At 65.0% G+C, this 19162-nt stretch carries 16 protein-coding genes; 10 read left to right on the plus strand and 6 right to left on the minus strand.

What is annotated here, in order from left to right; genetic code table 11:
* Positions 1 to 123 precede the first annotated feature (123 nt).
* Positions 124 to 801, plus strand: a complete 678-nt coding sequence (locus A6B35_RS16245) for a hypothetical protein (RefSeq protein WP_040583035.1) — start codon at positions 124 to 126, stop codon at positions 799 to 801.
* A 43-nt stretch (positions 802 to 844) separates the two neighbouring features.
* On the opposite strand, the gene A6B35_RS16250 is transcribed toward A6B35_RS16245, so the two are convergent.
* Complete coding sequence (locus A6B35_RS16250) at positions 845 to 1297, minus strand: nucleoside deaminase (RefSeq protein ID WP_006203131.1); 453 nt, start codon at positions 1295 to 1297, stop codon at positions 845 to 847.
* 181 nt (positions 1298 to 1478) lie between these two features.
* Between A6B35_RS16250 and A6B35_RS16255 the strand changes: the two genes are divergently transcribed.
* The 5 genes from A6B35_RS16255 (at position 1479) to A6B35_RS16275 (ending at position 7903) form a co-directional block, all read left to right on the plus strand.
* Positions 1479 to 3620, plus strand: coding sequence for a pseudouridine synthase (locus A6B35_RS16255; protein ID WP_065518217.1), 2142 nt, complete (start codon positions 1479 to 1481; stop codon positions 3618 to 3620).
* Positions 3617 to 4171, plus strand: coding sequence for a 16S rRNA (guanine(966)-N(2))-methyltransferase RsmD (gene rsmD / locus A6B35_RS16260; protein ID WP_006203133.1), 555 nt, complete (start codon positions 3617 to 3619; stop codon positions 4169 to 4171). The genes A6B35_RS16255 and rsmD overlap by 4 nt, the downstream gene beginning before the upstream one ends.
* 123 nt (positions 4172 to 4294) lie before the next feature.
* Positions 4295 to 5650 carry a M16 family metallopeptidase gene (locus A6B35_RS16265; RefSeq protein ID WP_040583037.1) on the plus strand — a complete coding sequence of 452 codons (1356 nt, stop codon included), beginning with the start codon at positions 4295 to 4297 and terminating at the stop codon, positions 5648 to 5650.
* Between the two features lie 4 nt (positions 5651 to 5654).
* Positions 5655 to 7034, plus strand: coding sequence for a M16 family metallopeptidase (locus A6B35_RS16270; RefSeq protein ID WP_085983165.1), 1380 nt, complete (start codon positions 5655 to 5657; stop codon positions 7032 to 7034).
* On the plus strand, positions 7031 to 7903 hold the full coding sequence (locus A6B35_RS16275) for a patatin-like phospholipase family protein (protein WP_006203138.1): 873 nt from the start codon (positions 7031 to 7033) through the stop codon (positions 7901 to 7903). Before A6B35_RS16270 ends, A6B35_RS16275 begins: the two co-directional genes overlap by 4 nt.
* Positions 7904 to 7913: 10 nt before the next feature.
* Here A6B35_RS16275 and A6B35_RS16280 read toward each other — a convergent pair whose 3' ends face one another.
* The gene (locus tag A6B35_RS16280; protein ID WP_006203139.1) at positions 7914 to 8756 is read right to left on the minus strand and encodes an ADYC domain-containing protein; all 843 of its coding nucleotides are present in this window, start codon (positions 8754 to 8756) and stop codon (positions 7914 to 7916) included.
* Between the two features lie 113 nt (positions 8757 to 8869).
* The gene (locus tag A6B35_RS16285; RefSeq protein WP_006203140.1) at positions 8870 to 9346 is read right to left on the minus strand and encodes a hypothetical protein; all 477 of its coding nucleotides are present in this window, start codon (positions 9344 to 9346) and stop codon (positions 8870 to 8872) included.
* A 278-nt stretch (positions 9347 to 9624) separates the two neighbouring features.
* On the opposite strand from A6B35_RS16285, the gene A6B35_RS16290 reads away from it, so the two are divergent.
* Entirely contained in the window at positions 9625 to 10359 is a 735-nt protein-coding gene (locus A6B35_RS16290; protein ID WP_006203141.1) for a hypothetical protein, read from the plus strand.
* On the opposite strand, the gene A6B35_RS16295 is transcribed toward A6B35_RS16290, so the two are convergent.
* On the minus strand, positions 10356 to 11069 hold the full coding sequence (locus tag A6B35_RS16295; protein ID WP_006203142.1) for a response regulator: 714 nt from the start codon (positions 11067 to 11069) through the stop codon (positions 10356 to 10358). The genes A6B35_RS16290 and A6B35_RS16295 overlap by 4 nt on opposite strands.
* Positions 11066 to 13234 carry a hybrid sensor histidine kinase/response regulator gene (locus tag A6B35_RS16300; protein ID WP_065518218.1) on the minus strand — a complete coding sequence of 723 codons (2169 nt, stop codon included), beginning with the start codon at positions 13232 to 13234 and terminating at the stop codon, positions 11066 to 11068. Before A6B35_RS16300 ends, A6B35_RS16295 begins: the two co-directional genes overlap by 4 nt.
* A 344-nt stretch (positions 13235 to 13578) precedes the next feature.
* Between A6B35_RS16300 and A6B35_RS16305 the strand changes: the two genes are divergently transcribed.
* A complete protein-coding gene (locus A6B35_RS16305) occupies positions 13579 to 14280 on the plus strand; it encodes a response regulator (RefSeq protein WP_006203144.1) in 702 nt (233 codons plus the stop codon).
* A 98-nt stretch (positions 14281 to 14378) separates the two neighbouring features.
* Here the strand turns inward: A6B35_RS16305 and A6B35_RS16310 are convergent, their stop codons facing one another.
* Positions 14379 to 15674, minus strand: a complete 1296-nt coding sequence (locus tag A6B35_RS16310) for an outer membrane protein (RefSeq protein WP_040583039.1) — start codon at positions 15672 to 15674, stop codon at positions 14379 to 14381.
* A 407-nt stretch (positions 15675 to 16081) separates the two neighbouring features.
* Between A6B35_RS16310 and A6B35_RS16315 the strand changes: the two genes are divergently transcribed.
* Positions 16082 to 18523, plus strand: a complete 2442-nt coding sequence (locus A6B35_RS16315) for a hybrid sensor histidine kinase/response regulator (RefSeq protein WP_006203146.1) — start codon at positions 16082 to 16084, stop codon at positions 18521 to 18523.
* A gap of 5 nt (positions 18524 to 18528) precedes the next feature.
* Positions 18529 to 18909 carry a response regulator gene (locus A6B35_RS16320; protein WP_081482178.1) on the plus strand — a complete coding sequence of 127 codons (381 nt, stop codon included), beginning with the start codon at positions 18529 to 18531 and terminating at the stop codon, positions 18907 to 18909.
* Positions 18910 to 19162: the final 253 nt, after the last annotated feature.

Consider the following 19162-nt stretch of genomic DNA (forward strand, 5'->3'; position numbering starts at 1 on the left):
GATAAACACGCGAAACTCCGGACGACAAATTGTCGCCGGATTTCCGTCGCAAGTGCTTGAGTGATGGGGACCGGACCTTTGGCCGGCGGCGATCGAGAGGCTGTCTAAGTGGGACTTTTTGGCATGACCGAGAGAACTTACGCGCGCGTTGCGCTGCTGGCGCCGCTTGTCGTATCAGGCCTCGCTCTGTCCGGCTGCATGGGCTCGCCCACCTACGGAACCGACAAGACCGCGGGCGAGCAGCTTGCCGGCGACCTGTCCAGCGCCTTTTCGTTCGCGCCGAAGCGGGGTGAAAAGATCGACTACAAGCCGCGTCCCGAGCTGGTGAAGCCGGCACCGGGACAGAAGGAAAACCTGCCGCCGCCGCAGGAGAGCATCGAGACGGCGAGCGCCGACTGGCCCGAATCGCCCGAGGCGCGCCGCGCCCGCCTGCGTGCCGACGCCACCGCCCACCAGGACGATCCGGCCTACCAGTCGCAGATCGTCGACGACGTGCAGACCGATCCGGTGGCGGTGAAGAAGGCCATGGCCGAATCGGCTTCGAGCCACCCGCCGCGCTGGTCGCCGGCGGATTCGGACAAGGGCCGCGCCGCCGAGATCCAGCGCCGTATGGCCGAAGGCAAGCAGGGCGATCCCAACACTCGCAAATATCTGAGCGAGCCGCCTCTGGACTACCGCGTCGCCGCCTCTACCGCGCCGCAGGGCGAGCTCGGCGAGGACGAATACAAGAAGGAACGCCGCCTCAAGAAAGAGGCGGAAGGCAAGAAGAGCGGCGGCTGGTTCGACTGGCTGGGTCTCTAAACGCCAGTAAGCAACGAAGAGACGCGTTCCAGCCAACTCTGGTTCAGGCTTCGCGCCGCTCCCGGAAAAAATCCTTGAGAATGAGGGAAGCTTCGCTTTCGCCCATGCCTGGATAGATGTCGGGCGTGTGATGGCAAGTGGGCGACGCAAAGAAGCGCACGCCGTTGACCACGGCGCCGCCCTTCTCGTCGGCGGCGCCGAAATAGAGCCGCCGCAGCCTGGCGAAGGAAATGGCGCCGGCGCACATCGCGCAAGGCTCCAGGGTGACATAGAGATCGTGGCCGGTCAGCCGCTCGCTGGCGAGCGCCTGGCAGGCCGCGCGGATCGCCAGCATCTCGGCGTGCGCCGTGGGGTCGGCAAGCTCGCGGGTGCGGTTGCCGGCTTTTGCAACGACCGTGCCGCCGCTGGCGATGACCGCGCCGACCGGCACTTCACCACGCAGCGCGGCAGCCTCGGCCTCCTTCAGCGCCAGCGCCATGAAATCCGGCCGCTTCACGCGGTTTCCATTCCGATTATCTCCTCGCCACCTGACGGTGATCCTGTTATCTAGCGCCTAACCCCGAAAATCGGACTCAGGTTTTCGGAAACGATCATGCGCCAAATCAAAGTGCTACAGCGTCGTTTGCGCGTCCGAAAGGATGCGCCACGCTGTAGCAGCGCAAACAGGCAAAGGCCACATGGACGACAACGACAAGAAATTCCGGCCCAAAAAAGGTCCGGGCAAAAGCGGCCCAAAAGGCACGGCACCGCGCAGCCGAGATGGCGCCGCCGGCAAGGGCGGCAAGCCGTCCTTTGGTGCCAAGAAACCTTACGCGCCGCGCGGCGATCGGCCGATGGCCGCCGACGGCGAACGTCCGAAACGCGATTTCAAAAGCGGCGACCGGCCGTTCAGCAAGGGTCCGCGCCCCGAAGGCAAGCCCTATGAGAAGCGCGAAGGTCCGCGCAAGCCTTACGCGCCGCGCGGCGACCGGCCGATGGCCGCCGAAGGCGAACGTCCAAAGCGCGATTTCAAGAGCGGCGACCGGCCGTTCGGCAAGGGTCCGCGTCCCGAAGGCAAGCCCTATGAGAAGCGCGAAGGTCCGCGCAAACCCTACGCGCCGCGCGGCGACCGGCCGATGGCGGTCGAGGGTGATCGGCCGAAGCGCGACTTCAAGAGCGGCGAGCGGCCGTTCAGCAAGGGGCCACGCCCCGAAGGCAAGCCGTATGAAAAGCGCGATGGTCCGCGCAAGCCCTTCGCACCGCGTGGCGACCGGCCGATGGCTGCGGAGGCCGGGGGCGGCGAGCGGCGCTTCGAGCGCCCGAGTTTCGGCGATCGTCCAAAGCGCGACTTCAGCGATCGCCCCAAGCGCGACTTCGCTGATCGGCCCAAACGCGATTTCGGTGGCGATCGGCCGCGCGGGTCGGGCGTTGGCGCCTCGGGCGGCGGCTTCAAACCGCGCCCGCGTCCCGCCGAGGCGGCGGAGGAGGCTGGCGAGCGTATCGCCAAGCGGCTGGCCCGTACCGGCCTTGCCTCGCGCCGTGACGCCGAAGAGCTGATCGCAGCAGGGCGCGTCAAGGTGAATGGCCGGGCCCTGACCTCGCCGGCCTTCAACGTCATGCCCGGCGACATCATCCATCTCGACGGCATGGAGATCCCGCCGATCGAGCGCACAAGGCTGTTCCTGTTCCACAAGCCGGCCGGCGTCGTCACCACCAACCGCGACCCCGAGGGGCGCAAGACTGTGTTCGACGTGCTGCCGGCAGACCTGCCCAGGCTGATGACCATAGGCCGGCTCGACATCAACACCGAAGGCCTGCTGCTGCTGACCAATGATGGCGGCCTGTCGCGCGTGCTCGAACTGCCCGCCACCGGCTGGCTGCGGCGCTACCGTGTGCGCGTCCACGGCAAGGTCGAGGAAAGCGCGCTCGCCGGCCTGCGCGAAGGCATCGCCGTCGACGGCGTCTTCTACGGCGCTATCGAGGCGAGCCTCGACCGCGAGCAGGGCTCGAATGCCTGGCTGACCATCGGACTGCGCGAAGGCAAGAACCGCGAGGTCAAGAACATCCTCGGTTCGCTCGGGCTCGACGTGACCCGGCTGATCCGCATTTCCTACGGGCCGTTCCAGCTCGAGGACCTGCCGGAGGGCCATGTGCTGGAGATCAAGGGCCGCGTCCTGCGCGACCAGCTCGGCGAGCGCCTGGTCGAGGAATCCGGCGCCAATTTCGACGCCGAGATCACAAAACCATTTTCCAACAAGCCGGTGCGGCGGACCGAGCCGCGCCCGGAGGAGGTCGAGCGGCCGAAATTTGTGCGCGACGGGGTCGATCGCCGGCCGATCGGCGAGGGCGGTCTGATCAAGAATCGCAAGCGCCGTGAAGGCAGCCGCGACGAGGCGCTGGGCAAGCTGTCGACAAGGCCCGAGAGAGGTTCCGGGCCGGAAAAGAGTTTTGGCGAGCGCGGCCCCAGGCCTGAGCGCAGCGATTTTGGCGACAAACGGCGCAGCGATTTTGGCGACAAACCGCGTGGCGGTTTTGGCGACAAGCCTCGTGGTGGTTTCGGCGGCAAGAAATCGGAACGCGAGCAGCGGCCTATCGAGCCGCCGGGCCAGCGCAAGGCCAATGTCTGGATGGCGCCGGGTTCGCGTCCGATCGGCAAGGGCAGGGCGGAAGCCGATGCCGCCAAGGCGGCAGAGGCCAAGGCGCGCAAGGCCTCGTTCAAGCCGTCCTATGGCAAACCGGCTGGCGCGAAGCCGTTCGGCAAGCCACGTGGCGAGCGTCCGGACGGAGGCAAGGGCGGTGACCGGCCGCGCGGCGGTCCCAAGGGTCCCAGAACCAGATGAGAATCGTCGGTGGTGAGTTTCGCGGGCGTCCGCTGGCGACGCCGCGCGATCATGCCATCCGCCCGACCACCGACCGCACCCGCGAGGCGGTGTTCAACGTGCTGGCGCACCGCTTTGCCGACAAGCTCGCAGGCGCGCGCGTGCTCGACCTGTTCGCCGGCACCGGGGCGCTCGGCCTCGAGGCGCTGTCGCGTGGCGCGTCCTACGGCGTCTTCATCGAGGAGTCGGCTGAAGGGCGCGGCCTGATCCGCACCAATGTCGAGACTTTCGGCCTGACCGGCCGCACCAAGATTTTCCGACGCGATGCCACGGCTCTGGGTGAGGCGGGCACGCTTTCGGCTTTCGGGCTGGTCTTCGCCGATCCGCCCTACGGCAAGGGCCTTGGCGAACGCGCGCTGCGTTCGGCCAAGGCGGGCGGCTGGCTTTTGCCTGGCGCGCTCTGCGTGGTCGAGGAGGTGGCCTCGGCGCCCTTCGAGCCAGGGCCGGGATTTTCGGTGGTCGACGAGCGCGGCTATGGCGAGACGGTGATCCGGTTCATCGAGGCTGGGTGAGTGAAGCTCCCTCTTCTCCCACAAGCGGAGAAGGAAGAAGCACCGCCTCGAAAATGACGAACAATTCACTTTGCCTTCCCATGAACCCCGCCTATCGTCCCGCCATGACAACCGGAGCCGTCGATGACACTTCATACTGAATGGCTGCGGAGAGTATTGCTCACCACCGCGCTGGCCCTGGCCGGTCCCGTGCTCGCCGCCGACGATGGCAAGGTCACCAATTTCCTGCTCAACAACGGCATGGAGGTGGTCGTCATTCCGGATCACCGCGCCCCGATCGTCACCCATATGGTGTGGTACAAGATCGGCAGCGCCGATGAGCCGCCCGGCAAATCGGGCATCGCGCATTTCTTCGAGCATCTGATGTTCAAGGCGACGACCAACCACGCCGCCGGCGAGTTCGACCGCGCCATCTCGGCCATCGGCGGCTCCAACAACGCCTTCACCTCTTACGACTACACCGCCTTCCACGAGACGGTGGCGCCGTCGGCGCTTGGCGAGATGATGAGCTTCGAGGCCGACCGCATGCGCAACCTCATCCTCACCGACGAGGTCATCAAGACCGAACGCGACGTCATCCTGGAAGAGCGCCGCTCGCGCATCGACAGCAGCCCGCAGGCGGTGCTCGACGAGGAGGTCGACGCCACGCTGTGGCAGAACCAGCCCTACCGCATTCCGGTGATCGGCTGGATGCAGGAGATGGAAAAGCTGAACCGCATCGACGCCATCGCCTTCTATGACAAATACTACAGGCCCAACAACGCCGTGCTGATCGTGGCCGGCGATGTCGAGCCGGACATGGTGAAGGCGCTGGCCGAAAAGACCTATGGCAAAATCGAGCGGGGCCCGGATTTACCCCCGCGCATCCGCCCGGTCGAACCGGAGCAGAACACCAAGCGCACGGTGACGCTGGCCGATGCGCGCGTTTCGGTGCCGAGCTTTTCGACGCAATGGGTGGTGCCGTCCTATCGCACTGCGCGGCCTGGCGAGGCCGAGGCGCTCGATCTGTTGGCCGAGATCCTCGGTGGCGGCAACCGCAGCCGGCTATACCAGCAGCTTGTAGTAAAGCAGGGCATCGCCGGGGAGGCCGGCGCCTGGTTCCAGGGCACCATGCTCGACGCCACCAACTTCACCGTCTACGGCTCGCCGCGCGGCGACGCCAAGCTCAGCGATGTCGAGGCGGCGGTCGATGCCGAGATCGCCCGCATCGCCAAGGACGGCGTCACGCCGGACGAGTTGGAGAAGGCCAAGGACCGCTATGTACGCTCGGTGATCTTCGCCCGCGACAAGCAGGACGACATGGCCAACATGTATGGCTCGACGCTCGCCACCGGCGGCAATGTGAAGGATATCGAGGAATGGCCGGACCGCATCCGCAAGGTCACCGCCGACGAGGTCAAGGCGGTGGCAGTGCGCTATCTGGTGCTGGACCATTCGACGACCGGGTATCTCTTGCCGCAGCAACAGGCGGGGAATTGATTTGATGACGAGCATGAGCACCACGTGGATGCGCGCCTTTCCTTCTCCCACAGGGGGAGAAGGAAGAGCGCTGAACGCCCTCTCCACTCTGCTCCTCTCCGTTCTTTTCCTCATCTCGCCGGCTCTGGCCGCGCGGGCGATGGACATCCAGGAAGTCAAATCGCCGAAGGGCATCACGGCCTGGCTGGTCGAGGACCATTCGGTGCCGATCGTCACCATCCGCTTCGTCTTCGACGGCGGGTCCACACAGGATCCGGCCGGCAAGGAAGGGCTCGCCAATCTGATGACCGGTCTGTTTGACGAGGGCGCCGGTGACTTCGACAGCGATGCCTTCCAGGTGAAACTCGACGATGCCGGCGCCGAAATGGGCTTCGATGCGCAGCGCGACGGCACCTACGGTTCGATGCGCATGCTTTCCGAACAGAAGGACGCCGCCTTCGACCTTTTGACGCTCGCGGTCAACAGGCCGCGCTTCGACCAGGCGCCGATCGACCGCATCCGCGCCCAGATCCTGTCCGGCATCGTCGCCAATGAGCGCGACCCCAACGCCATCGCCCAGCGCAAATGGCTGCGCGCGATCTACGGCGAGCATCCCTATGCGCGGCCCGACGAGGGCACCACGCAGAGCATCGCCACAATCACGCCCGACGATGTAAGGGCTTTCTACAAGGCCGGTTTCGCCCGCGACGGCCTGCATGTCGCCGTGGTCGGCGACATCGATGCCGCGACTTTGAAAGGCAAGCTCGACCAGGTCTTCGGCGACCTGCCGCAAAAGCAGGCGCTTGCCCCGGTCGCCGACACCGCCCTGAAACTCGGCCAGCAGGTGGAGGTGAATTACGACCTGCCGCAGACCTCGCTGCAGCTCGCTTTTCCCGGCGTGCAGCGCAACGCGCCGGATTTCTTCGCCGCCGTGCTGATGAACGAGATCCTCGGCGGCGGCACCTTCACTTCGCGCCTCTACGATGAGGTGCGCGAAAAGCGGGGGCTGGCCTATGGCGTCGATTCCAACCTCGTCGACCACCAGCATTCCAACGCGCTGATCGTCACCACGGCGACGCGTTCGGACCGCGCCGCCGAGACGCTCGGCATTGTGCGTGACGTGTTGAAGAAGATGGTAGAGGAGGGGCCGACCGAGGCCGAACTGGAGGCGACCAAGAAATACATGATCGGCGCCTATGCCATCAACAATCTGGATTCCTCCAGCGCCATCGCCGCGACGCTTGTGGAACTCCAGCTGGACAAGCTCGGCATCGACTACATGCAGCGCCGCGCGGCGCTGATCGATGCGGTGACGCTCGATCAGGTCAAGGCGGCGGCGAAGAAGCTGCTGTCGGTCGAGCCCGCCATCATGATCGTCGGACCGGCTTTGGGAGGCAAGGGATGAGCCCCACCTTCGGTGTTGCCTTTGGTGGCGGCGGTGCGCGCGGGCTGGCGCATATCCATGCCATCGAGGCGCTGGACGAGCTCGGCATCAAGCCGGTCGCCATCGCCGGCTCCTCGATCGGAGCCATCATGGGCGCCGGCATGGCCTCGGGCATGGCCGGCAAGGACATCCACGACTATGCCCGCTCGATCCTCAGCCGCCGCGCCGAGGTGGCGACGCGCATGTGGCGCGCGCGCCCGGGCACCCTCGCCGAGGCGATGCAGGGCGGCATCCGCGTCAGCCAGTTCAACATCGAGCGCATCCTGAAAGCCTTCCTGCCCGACGCCATCCCCGAAACCTTCGCCGAGCTGAAGATCCCGCTGCAAGTAGCGGCGACCGACTATTTCGGCCACAAGCTCGCCGTGTTCGACGAGGGTGACCTGCATTCGGCATTGGCAGCCTCGGCCGCCATCCCTGCCGTGTTCCGCCCGGTGACGCGAGACGGAAGGGTGCTGATCGACGGCGGCATCTACAATCCAGTGCCATTCGATCTCATCGAAAGGGCTGCGGACATCATCATCGCCATCGACGTCGTCGGCGCGCCGAGCGAGATCGAGCGCAAGCATCCGACCACGGTCGACCTGATGTTCGGCGCCACGCAATTGATGATGCAGTCGATCATCGCCAACAAGCTGAAGCAGTGCCCACCCGACATTCTGGTCCGCCCGGCGGTGTCGAAATACCGCGTGCTCGACTTCATGAAGATCGACGCGCTGATGAGCGAAACCGTCGATATCAAGGACGAGCTGAAGCGCGAGATCGAGAAGGCGGTGGAAGGGCGGTCGCGCGACGACAAGCCGAAGCCCAACAAGCGCGCTGTCCGGAGGTGATGCCGGCAGATTACGGCTCGATCGAACGGTTCAGGATCAGCGCCCCGGCGTTGCTCTCGCACGCCGCTGCCTGCGGCATTTGCCGCACGCCCGGGCAGATTGCCGCCAGGCCTTCCATCGTCAGCACGTCCGGGATCCTCGTGCGGCTGACGCACAGCGCGCCGTCCACCCCCCACGCCGCTTCGAACGCCATACCCGGCGCGGCCTCGTCCTGCTGTATGCCGTTCCTGTCGTAGATGACGATCGGCGTGCCGTTGCGCGTATGGCCGACGCCGTCGCCGCAATAATCGGCGCGGATCATGCGGGTGCACGCCTGATGATGATCCCAGAGCGGCGTTCCATCTGGCAATTTCTCCCAGGGCCGATAGCCGAAACGTGCGCATTTGGCCTGCGCGCCGCCGGTGCAGGTGATGCTGAAGGCCGTCTCGGACGGCACATGGCGGCCGTCCTGCGTCCAGGTGCCGGCGAGCGGGAAGCCCATGCGCCGGCCTTCGATGTCGGGTTCGCAGATGTTGCGCCACCCGCCTGTCGCCGCGTCGCGGGTCGACATGGTGTAGAGCATGATCGCGCCATCCGGATTCCGCGGATCGGTCTCCACCGCGTCGATGCGCAGCGGCACACTGTCGTGTCCGTCACCAAGCGTGAGAACGGCGCCGACGAGATCGTCTTGAGGGACTATATGGCCGTCTCCGGTCGTCACCTCGAACCTCGTGCCGATCACGGAGATCGAGCGGATCGTTTGTTCGGTCCCGGCTTCGGTGGGTGGCACCACGGCAAGACCGAAAATGACCGAGACGACCGCGATTGTTGCATAGCGGCCAATATGGGCGAAGCCGGCTCGTTGGCGTGGCATTGTTGGCTCCTATCTTACGAACGCAGTTGGTGAAGCGCGGCGCTTTTCGGCGACTGACGAAGGAACGGAAGGCGTGAAGCCATCCGTTCCATTGGTCAGCGGACGCGTGGATATTAACGCCGCGGAGTAGGGGTCGGCCGGTCATGTCCGACCCCGGCGCCGCCACCAGTGCCGTGCTGGCTGGACGGGAGACCACCGCTTTTCTTGCCGGCGGTCGCGGGTTGGGCATTGCCCTTCTGGACAGCCGGCAAGTTGCCCATGTTGGGGTTGAGGAAGGAGCCGCCGCCGTGCTGAACAGCCGGCAGGTTGCGGTCGTTGGGATCGATGACGGAGCCGCCGGCCGGAGCGAGGCTTTTTGCGAGAACGATGCCGTCGGCTTGCACGCCGTTCAGCGCACGCACTCCGAGCCCATGCGTGAAAATCGCGTTGCTGGTCAGCGAATTGCTCGTAAGCGAATTGCTGGTCAGCGAATTCTGTTGCAGGCCGTTCAGTGATTTGCCGTTCCCGCTTTCCGGGCCTGCGGCATTGGCCGGGGCAACGAGGCAGGCCATTGCCGAAGCAGCGGCCAGGTAAGTCTTGAGGCGATTCATCGTGATTTCCTTTGTCGTTTTCAGCGGAGCCTTCCCGCCGGGTGCGCTCCATGGCGCGGTTTCTCGCTGCAAGCTGTTTCAGGCGAATGCCGAATTTGGCCGATTTGTTTCGATTGTTGCGACCCGTCGGGGCCGAACGTCCGCCCGCTATCCGCAAACGATGACAGTAGTGGCGCGCGAACCGCGCGACGACACAAACGAAACCTTCAGCCGGCAAATCGGCAAATCCGAGCAACATCGCTGCGGCATCGCTTTCGCCAGAATGGGAGGTTCTTGCGATGCAAGCTTTGCAGACAACCAATGGCGGATCGGATGGCGAGGCGGCGGCTGTCCGCACGGCACGTCTGGCGGTGCTGGCTGGCACGCCCGGCCTGCTGCTGACGGCCTATGCGGCCGCCACGTCTACGTCGCTGACCATCCGCGCCGATCTCGCTTTGACGCTGATGGACATGCTGGTGCTGGTCGTTGTCGCGGTCGTGGCCGGTGGCAGGAAATCGGGCATGGGCAGGCGCCGGGCGGCCCTGGCGGAAACACTCGCCAATGCGCTTGCTGCCTCCGGTATGTGTTTTTCCATGGCTGTCGTCGCCGGCATTGCTGTCCAGCGCATTGCGGCCGGCGGCGTCGAACCGCATGGCTCCGGCGTGGTCCTCGCCATGAACCTCAATCTCGTCTACGCCGCGGTCAATTTCTGGATCCTGCGGCGCTGGAAGGCCCGCAACGCACTTGCCGCGTCCGCGCTGGCGCGCGCGCAGATCTGCCTCTTCTCCGACAAACTCTCGTCGAACCTCTTGATCGCCGCGTCGCTGGCAACGGCCATGGTCTGGGAAGGTACGGTGATTGCCCGTTTCGTCGATCCGGTCGCCGGGCTGTTGATCGCGACTGCAACCGCGCGCTGGACCATTCCCGTCGTGCGCGACACCGCGCGTAGCCTGCGCAGGGAAGTTCGCAAGCGGGTGGGACGGCGTGAGGCACTGCAACAGACGTCTGCACCAGGTCGCAAGTCGCAGCTCTAGCGGCTTCGCGCCTCATCGCGGGCGGGCTCGAAGACATAGCCTTCACCGCGCACCGTCACCAGGACGGCCGGCGCCTCGGGTTCGGCCTCGACCTTCTTGCGCAATCGCGTGATGCGGATGTCTATGCTGCGGTCGCCCGGCTCGAGGTCGCGGTTATGCGCCAGCCTGCAAAGCTGGTCGCGCGACAGGATCTGCCTTGGATGGCGCGCGAACACGCAGAGCAGGTCGAATTCCATCGGCGTCAGCTCCACGTCGGCGCCGTCCGGATCGACCATCGTGCGGCCGTCCATGTCGAGCACGCAGCGGCCGAAGCGGATGCGGTTTGCCGGCGCCTGCTCTTCCTCGCCCAGGCGCCTTATGACGCTTCTGACCCGCGCCAGAAGTTCACGCGGTTCGAAGGGTTTGGCCATATAGTCGTCGGCGCCGGCGGCGAGGCCTTCGAGCCGGTGCGGCAGGTCGCCGACAGCGGTCAGCATCAGGATCCCAATGCGGCTCCGTCCGGTGATTTCGCGAGCGAGATCGTAGCCGCTTTCGCCGATGAGATTGACGTCGAGGATGACCAGATCGGGGCCGAAGCGGTTGAGTTCGGAGCGCATGCCCGCGCCATCCGCGACGGCGCGGACGTCGAAGCCGTGCACCGGCAGGTAGTCGCACAGCATCTCGCGCAAGGGCGCTTCGTCGTCGACGATGAGCAATTTCTGCCTGGTCACGGCTTGGCTCCTTCCATTGCGCCGAGGCGCTCCGTCACCAGCCTGCGGAAGCTTTGCGGATCGAGCGGCTTTTCGATCACGGGCGCGCCCGTCTCGCCGATGAAGCGATCGATTTCGGGGGCCAGCGTGTCGCCGGTCACGAACAGCAGCCGGCTGGCGAGCCCGGGGCGCACCTCCTCCAAGGCGCGATAGAGGCCGGGTCCATCGAGGCCGGGCATGCGTATGTCGCTGATCAAGAGGTCGACCCTTTCGTGGCGCACGGCTCTGAGCGCAGCATGCGCATCGTCAGCTATGGTTACGTGGTGGCCATCGCGCCGCAGCAGTTCGGCGATCATAGCGGCAATGTCGGCATCGTCGTCGACCACCAGAATGCGCGCGGCCGATGGCGCCGGCGGCGCCTTGCCGGCCGTCGCCGGTGCCGAAGCCGCCTCGGCCTTGCCGCTCGGCAGCCGGATCGTGAAGCGCGCCCCGCCGCCCTCGGTCGAATCCAGCTCTATGCTGCCGTCATGGGCGGTCACGATGCCATGGCAGACGGACAGGCCGACGCCGGTGCCTTCGCCGGCCGATTTGGTCGTGTAGAAAGGCTCGAAGGCGCGCGCCCGCACTGTTTCCGCCATGCCCGGACCGTTGTCGGCCACCACGATCTCGACGGCGCCGTCTTCGCCGGTGGTTATGATCGTCAGCCGCCGCGGATGCGGCACCTGCAGCAAGGCCTGCTGCGCGTTCACCGCCAGATTGGTGATGACCTGATGCAACTGGTCGCGGTCGCCCCAGATATTGGCAAGCCCATCCTCCAGTTCGGTGCGGACCTCGATCCCGGCCGAGCGCAGGCTGTAGGCGGCAAGTTCGAGCGAGGCGATAACGACCTCGTTGATGTCGACGGCGCCTCTCGTCGGCGGCTTCTTGCGCGCCATAGCCAGGAACGTGCGCACGATCCGCGAGCAGCGTTCGGCCGCTGCGTGGATCTTGTCGGCGCGGCCCACGGTCGCGCTGTCGGACGAAAATTCCTTCAGCATCGAACTGTAGCCAATGACGACCGAAAGCGGATTGTTGAGCTCATGCGCCACGCCCGCCAGCAGCGAACCAAGCGCCGACAGCTTTTCGGACTGATAGAGCGTTTCGCGCTGGCGGGCGATTTCCGCCTCGGCTTCGCGCTGGCGCGTGATGTCGGTGACGGCGGCAAGCATGGCGGGCCGGCCGCCGCGCGTGATCAGACGCGCCGAAACCAGCGTGTCGATCCTCGTCCCTTGCATGGTGGTCATGCCGGCTTCGAATGCGTCGACGAGGCCGTCTCGCAGCAAGAGCCGCATGAGGTCGTCGCGCCGGGCGCGGCTTTCCCAGGTCGATATCGCTTCCGCGCCGATCTGGCCGATCTCGACGCCAAGTATCTTGCGCGCCGGCTCGTTGACGAACAGGATTTCGGGCCCGTCGATTGCCGAGATGGTGATCGGCAACGGCACGCCCTCGGCGATGGCGCGGAACTGCGCATCCCCTTCTCTCGACTGTTTTTCTGCTTCAAGTCGCGCCTGTTCGGCGAAGACGCGGTCGGAGATGTCGCGGCCAACGGACTGCACCTCGATCAGGCGTCCTTCGCCGTCGAAAATGCCATGATCGTTCCAGGCCAGCCATCGGCTGATGCCGCCGGGCATCGCGTTGACAAGTTCGATGCTGGCATCCGGAGCCTGCGGGGTGAGGCGGCCGAGATGCTCGACAAACCGGCGCCGCTCGTCTGGGGGAAGCACGTCGAGTTCGCACCAGGACGGGCTCAGAAGCTCTTCCCGCGTCATCCGGCATGCCCGGCAATAGGCATCGTTGACGAAGGTCAGATAGCCGTCGGGCGACATGCGCACGACGAATTCGGTCTGCAGTTCGACCACGCTGCGGTAGCGTTGCTCGCTGGCCTCCAAGGCCTCGCGGGCCTGTCTTTGCTCTGCACCTTCGGCGATTCCCGAAACCTTGCCGGTCGGCTGAGCGCCATCGCCTGGCGAGCGTTCATGGCACAGGCCTGGACGGCCGAATTCGCGCAGGAATATCCGGTGCGTTGCGAACAGGAAGGCCAGCAGGCCGGCCAGGATGATCGCGTAGGGAACAAGCGAGGCTTGCCGGCTGTGGAACTGATGCAGGCCGAGACCGGCGACAAGCAAAACCAGAGGCAGGGCGGCCATGGCGAACGCGAAGTGCCGGGACAGGGGCTGATTCGAGGAGGTCGGCAAGGCGGGATCTCCACTGACGGATGCGCCGGTCGCGATGCTGCTGCTCCGCGTGGCCAGTGGACTGAACGGCTCCCGACCTGTCAAGTCGGCCATCTCAAGCGGTGCCAAGGCATTGCTCCCTCACTTATGGTGCGGTCCGACAGGCTGGCGCTGCAACGTCTCACGACGATGCCGTGAACCGGCCTTCTCGACGGCCCTTGTTTCGGTTGTGTCGATCTAGGGCAGGGCACGTGCGGTTGACCCCGGACGAATGCCCTGTACGTTTCCGGTGGTCGCTCACGGCATCGGGGGAAGGCATGGCCGACATCATTGTCGTGGACGACGAGACCGACGTGGCGTTCATGATCGCCGACTATCTGCAGGCAAAAGGCCACAGTGTCCGTACCGCATCCGGCGGCGCCGAACTGCGCGCGGTGATAACGGCGGCAAAGGCCGACCTTGTCGTTCTCGACCTCAACATGCCCGGCGAGAACGGCTTCAGCCTCGCCCGCTGGCTGCGCGAGCAACATGATGCGGGCATTGTCATGCTGACCAGCGCCGATTCGGTTTTCGACAAGGTAGCGGGCCTCGAAGTCGGCGCCGACGACTACCTCGTAAAGCCCTTCGCGCCGACCGAACTGGAGGCGCGCATCGCCGCGGTACTGCGCAGGCGCAGGCCGAAGGCGGCTGATGGCGCCGATCCCTTGCCGGCCGGGCATTTTGCGTTCGGCGCCTATGTCTTCGATGCAAACGCGCGGACGCTGAGCGACGCCGAGGGCAGGGCCATGTCGCTGACGCCGATGGAGCTCGACCTGGTTGCGGCCTTCGCCACGCGGCCGGGCCAGGTCATTGGCCGTGACGAACTGCTCGACCTTGCGCCGCCGAGGGGCGATGAACCCTTCGACCGCAGCATCGACAGCCGCATCACCAGGCTGCGCCGCCGGACCGAGAAGGACCCGACGAAACCGGAACTGATCAAGACGATCCGCGGTGTGGGGTATTTGTACCCGCGCAGGTGAGGCGCCCGCGTCAGCATTTCCATGTGGGAAACAAAAAGGCCCGCCGGTATTGCCGGCGGGCTCTAGCTGTTTGCCTGGAGGGCCTTAGTGAAAGGCTTTTAGTTGAACTTGTACTTGGCGTCGATTCGCACGGTGTGGAAGGACGGCGTCGAGGTGAGGCTGTCGTCCGGCAGGCCGAGATCCGCCGAAAAATCCTTCTCGGCGAATTGCGAGTAGCGATATTCCAGGCCGACCGTTATGTTGCTCGACACGGCCGTTTCCAGGCCGCCACCCACCGAGAAGCCGCTGGAGCCCCAGTCGAGGATGTCGCCGATCGGCGCCGAGGCGTTCAGGTCGAAATGCTGCCAGCTGTATCCGGCGAGCGCGTAGGCAAGCGTCGTTTCGTTGACCTTCATGCCGACGCGGCCGAGCACGTCGAAGCCATAGTCGGTATCGAGGTTGATCTGACCACCGGGGACTTCCACCTCCGACGTCATGCCGGAGTAGCGCGCGTCGACCATGACGCCTGCCACCCAGCTGCCGAAATCCTGGTCGTAGCCGATGCTCGCCTCGCCGAACACGCCTTCGCCGCCGATCCCGTTGAACGTCACGCCGGCCGGCGGAACGTCGAGCTGATGCACGGACGCACCCGCGCCGAGCCCGCCACCGACATAAAAGCCGGTCCAGCTGTAGGCGGGAGCCTCGAAGGCGGCGCCGCCGCCGTTCTGGGCGCCAAAGCGATAGTTGGCGGCCACCTGGAACGTATGCCGCGAAGTGTCGAGGTTGAGAGCGCCATCCGGCGCGCCGAACTCGGAAAGCAGATCGTCATTGGTGGCGAAGCGCGTGTAGCGATACTCGCCCTTGATCGTCCAGTTGCCGGCGACGGCGGTCTCGACGCCGGCGCCGACGAAGTAGCCGCCCTGGTCCCAATCGAAGTCGAAACCTGCGTTGGTGTCCAGCTTGTACTTCTGCCAGGAATAGCCGCCCAGCACATAGCCCAGAGTGTTCGGCGTGAAGAGATAGCCGGCGCGCAGGCCTGCATCGAAGCCGTAGGTTTCCTGGATCGAGGCGCTGAGCCCGAATGCATCAAGCGAGGTCTCGATATTGCCGAAATGGGCGTCGATCAGCCCGCCCAGCAGGAAGCGCTGCGAAACCATATAGTCGTAGCCGACGGTCGCTTCGCCGTAGACGCCTTCGCCGCCAATGCCGTTCAGCGACAGGCCCGGGATGAAGTCGCTGCTGATCTCATGAACGTTGGCGCCGGCGCCAACGCCGAAGCCGACATAGAGCCCGCTCCAGTTGAACCCGGACGCCTCGACCGGCTGGGCGACATCGGCCGCATGCGCGGCAGACATCAAAGCCACCGTCGAAACGGCGCACAAAAGAATAGATTTCGCAGAAAAGCGCGTGAACATCGCCCGTACCCCCAATGAATAAGCCCAGCGTGTCTTAGCAGGGGGCAACTAAATTAGTGGTTGTATAAATGCCACAGTGATTGGCAAACTGCCCAAGTCATGGGCAGTTTGCGGAACTGCACCCAGAAAAAGTCATTCACCAGCGATTCGCTGTGTTTGGATCAGCGCCGTTCGACGCCGCACCGGGCCACTTCATCCACTGAGATGCCGCCGGCACCCGCGAGATCGCAAAAAGGCGATCCACGCATCGCAGAGCGTTGCGACTGGCGGTTCAGCCGTCACGAAGCCAGGCCGGGGCGGCACCGTTTCTGTGTGGTTTCGACGTGCGCCGTTGCCGCAGAGCGCCGGCTCTTTTAGACCTCGATAGGTTTTGCCGGTATCTATCGGAAAAAAGGAGCCGGAACGTCATGATCGAGATCTGGCACTCACTCCTCGCCAATCTTGCCCTGGTCTCCATCCTCGTGGTCGCCTGGGATCTTGTGGCGGATTTCACCGGGCGTCTGTCGAAGCGGATGCAGTCGCTGATTCTCGGCGTGGTCATGTGCGCGGGCGCGATCATTTCCATGGCGACGGCGCTCTCCGTCTCCGGCTTCATCGTCGATCTGCGTGCCGCCTTCATCGCCGCCGCCGCGTTCTTCGGCGGATGGCCGGCAATGCTCATCGCCACTGCCGGCTCCATTGCCTATCGCATTCATCTCGGCGGGCAGGGCGCCAGCATCGGGATCGTCGGCATCCTCATCACGGCTGTCGTTGGCATCGCCTGGCATCACATCGTCGCGGCTCGGTCGCGCACCATGTACGACATATTCGGTCTCGGCGTATCGGTCGCTCTCGCCGGGCTGATCACGCTTCTGGTCATCCCCCCTCAAGTCGTCACCGGCATGGTGCAGCAGAGCACGTTCCCGTCGCTGGTGTTCCGCTTCCTCAGCACCATCATCATCGGCGTGCTGCTCGACCGCCAGCAGCGGCGGCGCGATCTCCTGATGTCCAACATGATCTACCGGGCCATGGTTCGCGAGCTGCCGGACTGCCTGAACATAAAGGATGTGGATGGCCGCTTCATCGCCGCCAATCCCGCCACCGCCGAAATGGTGCGCGCCGCTTCGGTGGAGCAGCTCATCGGCAAGACGGATTTCGATTTCTATCCGAAGGAGGTGGCAGAGCGCTTCCGGCAGGATGAGGTGGGCGCGCTGGAGACCGGGCAGACGCTGCGGATCGATCAGCCGGCGCTTTTGCCGGATGGCAGGCAAGGCTGGCTCTACACGCTCAAGGCCCCGTTCCGCGACGAGTCCGGCAAGATCACCGGTGTCATCACCTACAATCGCGACATCACCGAGCAAAAGCGCAGCGCCCAGCTCAAGAACGACTTCATTTCCACGGTCAGCCACGAATTGCGCACCCCGTTGACCTCCATCCGCGGCTCGCTGGGCCTGATCTCGGCCGGCGTGGCCGGCGAACTGCCGCCCAAGGCCGCCAACCTCGTCAACATCGCCCACAAAAACAGCGAGAGGCTGGTTCTCCTCATCAACGACATCCTCGACATGGAGAAGATCGAATCGGGCGTGACCGCTTTCAAGATCAAGCAGATGCCTGTCCGCCCCGTCCTGGAGCAGTCGATTGCCGCCAGTTCCAACTACATGGCCGATAGCCGGATACGCATCGTCCTGGTCGACGATGCTCCGCGCGCCGAAGCCAACATCGATCCGGACCGCCTGCATCAGGTGATGGCGAACCTGCTGTCGAATGCGATCAAGTTCTCAGACGCCGACGGAACCGTGACGGTGAAACTCGAGCGTCGCGATCGCGACATGCTGCGCATCTCGGTGATCGATCAGGGCGCCGGCATCCCCGAGGCCTTCCGCAGCCGCATATTCGGCAAGTTCGAGCAGGCGGACGCGTCCAGCACCCGCAGGATAGGCGGCACCGGCCTGGGCTTGAGCATCGTCAAGGCCATTGCAGAAAAGCTGGGCGGCGCCGTTTCCTTCGAAACCGAGGAAGGCAGGGGAACCTCGTTTCACGTCGACCTTGCCGAAGCGCACAGGCAGGCCGAGAAGCCGGTTTTGGTCGAGCGCCGGTCGCGGCCGCGCGATGGCCGCCTGCGTGTTCTCATCTGCGAGGATGAGGCCGACGTCGCGGCGGTGATCGCGGCACTTCTCGATGCGGAAGGCTTTTCCAGCGACGTCGCTCCCGACATCGACACCGCCAAGGCGCTGCTGCGCTCCCGCGACTACGTGGCGCTGACGCTCGACATCAGGCTGGCGGGGGAATCCGGCATCAAGCTCTTCCACGACATCAGGGCGTCACCGGTGAATTCCGATATTTCGGTCATCGTCATCTCCGCCGTCGCCGATGAGGCCAAGCGCTCGCTGAACGGCACCGCCGTCGGCATCGTCGACTGGCTGGAGAAGCCGGTGGATTCGAGGCGGCTTCACGCCGCTCTTGCCAAGATCGTTGACGGCAAGGTCGACCGGCGGCCGAGGATCCTCCATGTCGAGGACGACGAGGGTGTGCTTGCCGTGATGTCGGCGGGGCTGGGTCCGAGCGTCTCGTTCACCTCGGCGAAAACGCTGCAGGAGGCACGCCGGGCGGTCGCGAAGCATCGCTTCGACCTGGTCATCCTGGACATCGCGCTTCCCGACGGATCGGGGCTGGATCTGCTCATCGATCTGCCGCTCGAGACCGGGGTCATCGTGTTCTCGGCGGCGGAGCTGGACGAGAAACTCGGCGACCGGGTGCAGGCGATGATGACCAAGACCAGGGCGTCGGAGGTCGATGTCGCCAAGCTGGTCAGAAGCATGTTGGTTTCGTCCCGCAGGGGCACCCGGTCTGCCACGCACGCCAAGGAGTGATGCTGATGCCCGCAAGGATCCTGTATGTGGATGACGAGGACGATATCCGCGAAATCGCCCAGATGTCGCTGGAGCTCGAGCCGGAATTCGAGGTTCGGTCCTGTTCCTCGGGCATGCAGGCGCTGGCCGATGCCGCCGAATGGCAGCCCGACCTCATTCTGCTCGACGTGATGATGCCGGACATGGACGGGCCGGAGACGCTGAAACGGCTGGCCGAATCCGGGCCGACGGCGTCGATGCCCGTGGTGTTCATCACCGCGCGCACCCAGACGCATGAGGTCGAACGCTATCTGGCAATGGGGGCGGTAGGGGTGATCGCCAAGCCGTTCGACCCGCTTGCGCTTGCCGGTGAAGTCAAGAATTTGCTTGCGCTTAGCCGGAGATGACAGGCTGGCTTGTCCGCAGCCTGTGCGATGCCGTTCACGCTCCTGTACCATGCCGCCTTATTCATCTACTGATTGTGCTGAGGCGCATTCGTCTCGAATCAGGTTGTCTATGATCGCGCGGCATTGGCGGTTGTCGGCGAGAGATTCTAGGGGAATGTGTCTGTCTGCATGAACCGCGTTGGCGGATGTCGGTTCATGGGATCAATCACTCCGGGGGGCTAGCGGCAAACGAGGCGCGAACCGGAGCAAGGCT

Source organism: Mesorhizobium amorphae CCNWGS0123, from assembly GCF_001686985.1.
In the GTDB taxonomy this organism is placed as follows: domain Bacteria; phylum Pseudomonadota; class Alphaproteobacteria; order Rhizobiales; family Rhizobiaceae; genus Mesorhizobium; species Mesorhizobium amorphae.

Coding starts and splice junctions, on each gene's coding strand:
- A6B35_RS16245 (WP_040583035.1), top strand. CDS start 124: ATGACCGAGAGAACTTACGCGCGCGTTGCGCTGCTGGCGCCGCTTGTC.
- A6B35_RS16255 (WP_065518217.1), top strand. CDS start 1,479: ATGGACGACAACGACAAGAAATTCCGGCCCAAAAAAGGTCCGGGCAAA.
- rsmD (WP_006203133.1), top strand. CDS start 3,617: ATGAGAATCGTCGGTGGTGAGTTTCGCGGGCGTCCGCTGGCGACGCCG.
- A6B35_RS16265 (WP_040583037.1), top strand. CDS start 4,295: ATGACACTTCATACTGAATGGCTGCGGAGAGTATTGCTCACCACCGCG.
- A6B35_RS16270 (WP_085983165.1), top strand. CDS start 5,655: ATGACGAGCATGAGCACCACGTGGATGCGCGCCTTTCCTTCTCCCACA.
- A6B35_RS16275 (WP_006203138.1), top strand. CDS start 7,031: ATGAGCCCCACCTTCGGTGTTGCCTTTGGTGGCGGCGGTGCGCGCGGG.
- A6B35_RS16280 (WP_006203139.1), bottom strand. CDS start 8,756: ATGCCACGCCAACGAGCCGGCTTCGCCCATATTGGCCGCTATGCAACA.
- A6B35_RS16285 (WP_006203140.1), bottom strand. CDS start 9,346: ATGAATCGCCTCAAGACTTACCTGGCCGCTGCTTCGGCAATGGCCTGC.
- A6B35_RS16290 (WP_006203141.1), top strand. CDS start 9,625: ATGCAAGCTTTGCAGACAACCAATGGCGGATCGGATGGCGAGGCGGCG.
- A6B35_RS16300 (WP_065518218.1), bottom strand. CDS start 13,234: ATGGCCGCCCTGCCTCTGGTTTTGCTTGTCGCCGGTCTCGGCCTGCAT.
- A6B35_RS16305 (WP_006203144.1), top strand. CDS start 13,579: ATGGCCGACATCATTGTCGTGGACGACGAGACCGACGTGGCGTTCATG.
- A6B35_RS16310 (WP_040583039.1), bottom strand. CDS start 15,674: ATGTTCACGCGCTTTTCTGCGAAATCTATTCTTTTGTGCGCCGTTTCG.
- A6B35_RS16315 (WP_006203146.1), top strand. CDS start 16,082: ATGATCGAGATCTGGCACTCACTCCTCGCCAATCTTGCCCTGGTCTCC.
- A6B35_RS16320 (WP_081482178.1), top strand. CDS start 18,529: ATGCCCGCAAGGATCCTGTATGTGGATGACGAGGACGATATCCGCGAA.